Genomic DNA, 6,618 nt, shown 5'->3' with positions numbered 1-6,618 from the left:
CGCCCGCGAACGCGTGCGCGCCGGGCAGGCGCGGGCCGACGCGCTCGCGAAACAGCAGACTGCCGCGCGGGCGGCGGCCGAGGAGGCAGCCCGGCGTGCGGTCATCCGTCGCCGTCAGGTGGATGCCGCCAGCCGGGTGGCCGAGGCGCTCCCGCTGGTTCTCGCCTCGGTCGACGCCTCCGCCAGCGAAGCCAGGCTGCGCCTGGCCACCGCCGAGGCGGAGCGCAGCAGCCAGAACGAGGAAATCGCGGCGCTGCGCCGGGAGGACAGCGCTCTGCGCACCCGGTTGCAGGCCGTCACCGAGACCGTGCACGGCCTGGAACTGGCCATCTACGAGAAGAAGCTGCACCTGTCCGGGCTGCTCGAGCGCGCCGTCAGCGACCTCGGTCTGACCGAAGACGTGCTCGTGGCCGAGTACGGGCCCGACCAGCCGATCCCGGGCGCCGTCCAGAACAGCTCAGACCCGACCATCGAACCCGTCCGCTTCGACCGGGACGACCAACAGCGCCGCCTGACCGTCGCCGAGCGCCGCTATGCCCAGCTCGGCCGAGTGAACCCGCTGGCCCTCGAGGAGTTTGCCGCGCTCGAGCAGCGGCACCGCTTCCTCACTGAGCAGCTCACCGACCTCTCCAACACGCGCCGTGACCTGCTCACCATCATCGAGGAGATCGACGAGAAGATGGGTGCCATCTTCGGCAGCGCCTTCGACGACACCCAGGCGGCGTTCGCCGAGGTGTTCCCGGTGCTGTTCCCGGGCGGGAGCGGCAGCATCCGTCTCACCGATCCCGACAGCCTGCTCACGACCGGCATCGAGGTCTCGGTCAAGCCCGCCGGCAAGAAGATCGAGCGGCTCTCGCTGCTGTCGGGCGGAGAGCGCTCGCTCGCCGCCGTGGCCCTGCTGATCGCCATCTTCAAGGCCCGCCCGAGTCCGTTCTACATCATGGACGAGGTCGAGGCTGCCCTCGACGACGCCAACCTCGGCCGGCTGCTGACTATCTTCGAGGACCTGCGCGCCACCAGTCAGCTCATCGTGATCACCCACCAGAAACGCACGATGGAGATCGCGGATGCCCTTTACGGCGTCTCGATGCGCCTCGATGGGGTCTCGGCCGTGGTCGGGCAGCGCATCGCGAAGGATGACGAGCAGGCATCCTGACACGTCGCCGCTGTTCGCCGCTGTCGAGTGAGGAACGCTAGCGCAGCACGGCCAGGAGTCGCGCGCAGGCCTCGTCGACCCGGCGGCAGGCCATGCTGCAGGTGTGCCAGCCCGGATGCAGCCGGGCCATGTTCTCGCAGGCCGCGATCGATGCCCGGGCGGCCTCGCGGCAGGTTTCCAGCAGCGCGATGGTCATCAGCCCGTCCTTGCGCGCATGCCAGGACAGCAGCCGGCTCGTCGACGAACACACCTCGATGCAGTCCAGGTCGGCGAAGAAGCAGCGGGTGATGTCGCCGTTGCCCTTGATGCGGAGGCAGGCGTGCGCGCAGTCCTCGCTTACCGTCACGAGAGCGTCGCACGCCGCGATGCACCGGTTGATCCCGGTGCGCACACTCTCGGGCCCTGTGCTGACTGCCATGCCGACACCCTAGACCGGGTCCGGGCGGCTGTCGGGGGGCTTGCACATTCCTGCTCGTTTTCGGGTGGTCGTTCCAGGACCGAAAGTCCCTCAGAACAACACCCTCACACCGGGCTGAGGGTCTCCGGCGTGTCCGGGCGCTGCACATCGACGAATCCGAGGGCAACGATCGGCTCCGGCCGCGCGGCCGCCAGCGTACGCATCAGGCTGCCGACCGCCGCCGGGCCGTGCGGGAAGGACGTGCCGTGATGTGGACGATGCCGACACAAGAGGATGAGGTCTGGGCCGTCACCCCGTCATTCTGCCGGGTCGGGTCGCTCGTGTGACGGCACGAATCGCACGAACGAGCGTTATCGGGGCGGTGCCGCTCCCGGTCCGCACCATCGGTTCGGAGGTCCACCGCTCGGTACGCGCCGGCTGCGCCGCTTCGCGCGAGGCACACCTGGGGCGCAGCGGCGCAGATACCGCGCGAGCCATAGGCTGTAGGTATGGCAGAACGCACCCCCTGGTCTCTCTCCGGCGCACTGCGCGGCATGTTCGCGAAGAAGCTCATCGACGCCGAAACCTGGGAAGACCTCGAAGACGCGCTCATCCAGGCCGACTTCGGTCCCAGCATCACGGAGGCGGTCGTGGCCGACCTGCGGGCCAAGGTCGCCAGGTACAACACGACCGACCCGACCGACCTGCAACGGATGCTGCGCGAAGGCCTCGAGGAACGGCTCTCCAAGCTCGACTCCACCCTCAACCTCAGCGCGCGGCCTGCCGTCGTGCTCGTCGTCGGCGTCAACGGCGTCGGCAAGACCACCACGATCGGCAAATTCGCGAAGTTCCTGCGCACCTACAACCGCAGCGTGCTGATCGGGGCGGCAGACACGTTCCGTGCGGCCGCCGTGGAACAGCTGGCAACCTGGGCCGAACGGGCGGGCGCCGACATCGTGCGGCCGCAGGCCCACGGCCAGGACCCGGCATCCGTCGCCTTCCAGACCGTCGAGCGGGCCATGAAAGACGGCACGGAGATCGTGATCATCGACACCGCCGGGCGGCTGCAGACCAAGGGCGGCCTGATGGACGAGCTCACCAAGATCCGCAAGGTGATCGAGAAGCAGACCCCGATCGCCGAGGTGCTCCTCGTGCTCGACGCGACGACCGGCCAGAACGGACTGGCCCAGGCCGAGGCCTTCATCCAGCATGCCGGCGTGACCGGGCTCGTGCTCACCAAACTGGACGGATCCGCCAAGGGCGGCTTCGTGCTCGCCGTGCAGGAGAAGACCGGCATCCCCATCAAGCTCGTGGGCCAGGGCGAGGGCATCAACGACCTCACCGGTTTCACGCCGCACGTTTTCGCACAAAAACTCGTCGGATAGGACAGTCATGACCATCGAACACGATTTCTTCGGAATTCTCGGCAGTGACGATGCTGGCGAGGTCTACTGGTCGGATTCGGCCGAACTGGGCGACCAGGACGTGCAGATCGACCTCAGCTCCCCCGACGAGGAGTCCGTCTCGACCGAAGCGCTCGACATTGCGGCGGCCATGGTCAACGACATCGAGGGACTCGATTCGCAGGCCCGCGAATCGCTCGTGGCCGACCTCAGCAAGGAGGGCTCGGTGACGGGCGCATACATCACGACCGAACTCGACGAAATGGATCCCGAGGTTCTCGACGACGCCCTGATCTGGGATTCGGGCGACAAACAAATCGATTTTCTGCGCTCCATCCAGCTGCAGCGGATCGGTTTCCACCCGCACCACTTCCGTAGCGAGGAGCACTTCGCGGTGCTCGAGTACTCGATCAGCCCCGATGACACCGACGCCCTGCTCGTGGTCACGATCGACGTGCACGGCGACCCCGTGCGGATCGCCGTCGAGCAGTAGCGCAGCAGTCCGGTCGGACGTCAGTGCCCCTCCTGGATGGTGCCCTTGGCCGGGTCGCCGAACGGCACGTTCTGCAGCACCTTGACGTCCGTGGGGGCGGCCAGTGCGTCATCGGTGAGCGCACCAAGTTCGGTGATTCCCGCGCCGGTCGCGTGCACCGCGAGGTCGGCGACGCTGGCCCAGCGCTCGACCATGACCACCAGGTCACCGTCGGTGTGCGCGGCATACAGTTCGCAGCCGGTCTCGGCGTGCACCGTGGGGGAGACCACGGCGAACGCGTCCAGGAGCTCCTGGCTGCGACCGGGCTTCGGGGTGAGTACGGCGACGACGACAACGGACATGGTGACTCCTGGCTTCGGATGCGGTTTGCGCACCCGAACAAACGTAGGCTCCGCGACCGGTTAAACTAAACGCATTATGGCTACTTTTGGAAACCTCTCAGATCGCCTGGCCGAGACGTTCAAGAATCTCCGCACCAAGGGCAAGCTCAGCGCGGCGGATGTCGACGGCACCGTGCGCGAGATCCGGCGCGCACTGCTCGACGCCGACGTCGCCCTCGAGGTGGTCAAGGACTTCACCGGCAAGGTGCGCGAGCGTGCCCTCGGCGACGAGGTCAGCAAGGCGCTGAACCCGGCCCAACAGGTCGTCAAGATCGTCAACGAGGAGCTCGTCGAGATCCTCGGCGGTCAGCAGCGCCGACTCGAATTCGCCAAGAAGCCGCCGACCATCATCATGCTCGCCGGCCTCCAGGGTGCCGGTAAGACCACCCTCGCCGGCAAGCTCGCGAAGTGGCTCGCGAAAGACGGCCACACCCCGATCCTGGTCGCGGCCGACCTGCAGCGCCCGAACGCGGTCACCCAGCTCGAGGTCGTCGGCGCCCAGGCGGGCGTGCCCGTCTACGCGCCCGAGCCCGGCAACGGCGTCGGCAACCCGGTCAAGGTCGCCCGCGACGGCGTCAAGTACGCGCAGCAGAAGATGCACGACGTGGTCATCGTCGACACCGCCGGACGCCTCGGCGTCGACGCGGAGATGATGAAGCAGGCCGCGGACATCCGCACGGCCATCGACCCCGACGAAGTGCTCTTCGTGATCGACGCCATGATCGGCCAGGACGCGGTGGCCACCGCCAAGGCGTTCCAGGACGGCGTCGACTTCACCGGCGTGGTGCTCTCCAAGCTCGACGGCGACGCGCGCGGCGGTGCGGCCCTGTCCGTGGCCTCGATCACCGGCCGTCCGATCATGTTCGCGTCGACCGGTGAGAGCCTCGACGACTTCGAGCCGTTCCACCCCGACCGCATGGCCAGCCGCATCCTCGACCTCGGTGACATCCTCACCCTGATCGAGCAGGCGCAGGGTGCCTTCGACGAAGACGAAGCACGCAAGATGGCGGAGAAGTTCTCCACCGACAGTTTCACCCTCGACGACTTCCTCGGGCAGATGCAGCAGCTGCGCAACATGGGTTCGATCAAGAAGATGATGAGCATGCTCCCCGGCGCCGGCGCCATGAAGCAGCAGCTCGAGAACTTCGACGAGCGCGAGATCGTGCGCACCGAGGCCATCATCCAGTCGATGACCAAGGCCGAGCGCACCACCCCGAAGCTGTTGAACGGATCCCGTCGGCTGCGCATCGCCCGCGGCGCCGGATCGACCGTGACCGAGGTCAACCAGCTCGTGTCCCGGTTCGAGCAGGCCGCCAAGATGATGAAGACGGTCGCCAAGGGCGGCATGCCCAACATCCCCGGCATGGGCCCGGTCCCCGGCGGCATGGGCGGCGGCGGCCGTGGCAAGCCGCAGCCCAAGAAGAAGGGCTCGAAGTCAGGCAACCCGGCCAAGCGCGCGGCGGAGAACCTGGCGATCGCGTCCGGTGAGAAGCCCGCTGGCGCAGGCCCCGGTGCGGGCGGCGGCACGGGCTTCGGCCTCGGCGGCGCCAGGAAGGCGGGCGGTCCCACCGAAGACGAGATGGCCGCCCTGCAGAAGATGCTCGGTCGGTGATACTGCGCCGCAAACGCTGAGCCGCTGACTGCGCTGCGGATGCCCCCGGCCGCCGGTTTAGGATGAGCGCATGACCTCCTCCACGCCTTCCTCCACGCCTTCCCCCAGGGCCGACCGAGTGCGTATCGGTGTGCAAATCGCCCCGCAGCACGCCCTCTATCCGAAGATTCGAGTGACCGTGGCGGAGGTCGAGGCCCTAGGCACGGACATCGCGTTCGACTGGGACCATTTCTTTCCGCTCTCCGGCGAGAAGAACGGCCTCCACTTCGAGTCTTGGACGCTCCTCGCGGCCTGGGCGGAGCAGACCTCCACCATCGAGCTGGGCGCGCTGGTCAACTGCAACGGCTACCGCAACCCCGACCTGCAGGCCGACATGGCGCGCACCATCGACCACATCAGCGGCGGCCGGTTCATCTTCGGCACCGGCTCCGGCTGGTTCGAGCGCGACTACGACGAGTATGGCTTCGAGTTCGGCACCGCGGGCACCCGCCTGGACGCCCTCGAAGCCGACCTCCCGCGGATCGAGGCGCGCTGGGCGAAGCTGAACCCGCCGCCCCTGCGCGACATCCCGGTGCTGATCGGCGGCGGGGGCGAGAAGAAGACCCTCCGGATCGTGGCGAGACATGCGGACATCTGGCATTCGTTTTCCACTCCCGCGGTGCTCGAGCACAAGCTCGGCGTGCTCTCGAAGTGGTGTGACACGGTGGGCCGGGACCTCTCCGAGATCGAGATCTCCACCGAGCTGCGGGCCCGCACCGTGACCGAGGCCGACGAGCTCTACGACCTAGGCGCCCGCCTGTTCACCCTTGGGCTGTCCGGCCCGCACTACGACCTGGCCTCGCTCACTGACTGGCTCGCCTGGCGTGATACAAAAAACGCGCTTGAGACGGGCTGCACCCGAGATGCGTGAGTCCTAATCGAGTGGTGGTATCGCTCCCGGAAGGTCAGTCCTGCCCGCACCACGTGGACGCTGATCATCACAGGCGGAACGCCGGCTTCGGTGGTGAACCAATTCGACGGAGATTTTGGTGTGAAACGGGTTTTTCGGTGTGTGACGGGCCGATTCCGCCAAAATCGCGGCTCTCCTGCTTCATCTGTGGGTGTTTCGGAGCGCCTTAACGGCCGCACGCCGCTTCCTGTCTAGGTTTCTGACTGTCTAGGAACAGAAACTCAAGGG

General features: G+C 67.3%; 7 protein-coding genes. 5 read left to right on the top strand and 2 right to left on the bottom strand.

The annotated features are described in order from the left end of the window. Nucleotides 1-1,156, top strand: a 1,156-nt coding sequence (locus E3T34_RS07565) for an AAA family ATPase (RefSeq protein WP_166785859.1), incomplete at its 5' end; no start/stop codon positions are given. A gap of 37 nt (nucleotides 1,157-1,193) precedes the next feature. On the opposite strand, the gene E3T34_RS07560 is transcribed toward E3T34_RS07565, so the two are convergent. Next, nucleotides 1,194-1,574, bottom strand: coding sequence for a four-helix bundle copper-binding protein (locus E3T34_RS07560; protein ID WP_134342632.1), 381 nt, complete (start codon nucleotides 1,572-1,574; stop codon nucleotides 1,194-1,196). A gap of 488 nt (nucleotides 1,575-2,062) precedes the next feature. On the opposite strand from E3T34_RS07560, the gene ftsY reads away from it, so the two are divergent. Both ftsY and E3T34_RS07550 read left to right on the top strand, forming a co-directional pair. Then, nucleotides 2,063-2,938 carry a signal recognition particle-docking protein FtsY gene (gene ftsY / locus E3T34_RS07555; protein ID WP_104103088.1) on the top strand — a complete coding sequence of 292 codons (876 nt, stop codon included), beginning with the start codon at nucleotides 2,063-2,065 and terminating at the stop codon, nucleotides 2,936-2,938. A gap of 7 nt (nucleotides 2,939-2,945) precedes the next feature. Beyond that, a complete protein-coding gene (locus E3T34_RS07550) occupies nucleotides 2,946-3,449 on the top strand; it encodes a DUF2004 domain-containing protein (protein WP_134342631.1) in 504 nt (167 codons plus the stop codon). Nucleotides 3,450-3,469: 20 nt separating this feature from the next. Here E3T34_RS07550 and E3T34_RS07545 read toward each other — a convergent pair whose 3' ends face one another. Next, the gene (locus E3T34_RS07545; protein WP_134342630.1) at nucleotides 3,470-3,790 is read right to left on the bottom strand and encodes a putative quinol monooxygenase; all 321 of its coding nucleotides are present in this window, start codon (nucleotides 3,788-3,790) and stop codon (nucleotides 3,470-3,472) included. A 76-nt stretch (nucleotides 3,791-3,866) separates the two neighbouring features. Here E3T34_RS07545 and ffh point away from each other — a divergent pair, with 76 nt between their 5' ends. Together ffh and E3T34_RS07535 are read left to right on the top strand one after the other, a co-directional pair. Then, entirely contained in the window at nucleotides 3,867-5,441 is a 1,575-nt protein-coding gene (gene ffh, locus E3T34_RS07540) for a signal recognition particle protein (RefSeq protein WP_104103097.1), read from the top strand. Nucleotides 5,442-5,511: 70 nt separating this feature from the next. Beyond that, entirely contained in the window at nucleotides 5,512-6,351 is an 840-nt protein-coding gene (locus E3T34_RS07535) for an LLM class F420-dependent oxidoreductase (RefSeq protein WP_104103100.1), read from the top strand. Nucleotides 6,352-6,618 lie beyond the last annotated feature (267 nt).

It is taken from the genome of Cryobacterium sp. TMT1-62 (assembly GCF_004403145.1).
Classification (GTDB): domain Bacteria; phylum Actinomycetota; class Actinomycetes; order Actinomycetales; family Microbacteriaceae; genus Cryobacterium; species Cryobacterium sandaracinum.
Note: the sequence above shows the minus strand (reverse complement) of the source record. Positions and strands in the feature narration are given on the sequence as shown.

Bases quoted from the DNA above. Each gene is read 5' to 3' on its own strand.
- E3T34_RS07560 (WP_134342632.1), bottom strand. From the start codon at position 1,574: ATGGCAGTCAGCACAGGGCCCGAGAGTGTGCGCACCGGGATCAACCGG.
- ftsY (WP_104103088.1), top strand. From the start codon at position 2,063: ATGGCAGAACGCACCCCCTGGTCTCTCTCCGGCGCACTGCGCGGCATG.
- E3T34_RS07550 (WP_134342631.1), top strand. From the start codon at position 2,946: ATGACCATCGAACACGATTTCTTCGGAATTCTCGGCAGTGACGATGCT.
- E3T34_RS07545 (WP_134342630.1), bottom strand. From the start codon at position 3,790: ATGTCCGTTGTCGTCGTCGCCGTACTCACCCCGAAGCCCGGTCGCAGC.
- ffh (WP_104103097.1), top strand. From the start codon at position 3,867: ATGGCTACTTTTGGAAACCTCTCAGATCGCCTGGCCGAGACGTTCAAG.
- E3T34_RS07535 (WP_104103100.1), top strand. From the start codon at position 5,512: ATGACCTCCTCCACGCCTTCCTCCACGCCTTCCCCCAGGGCCGACCGA.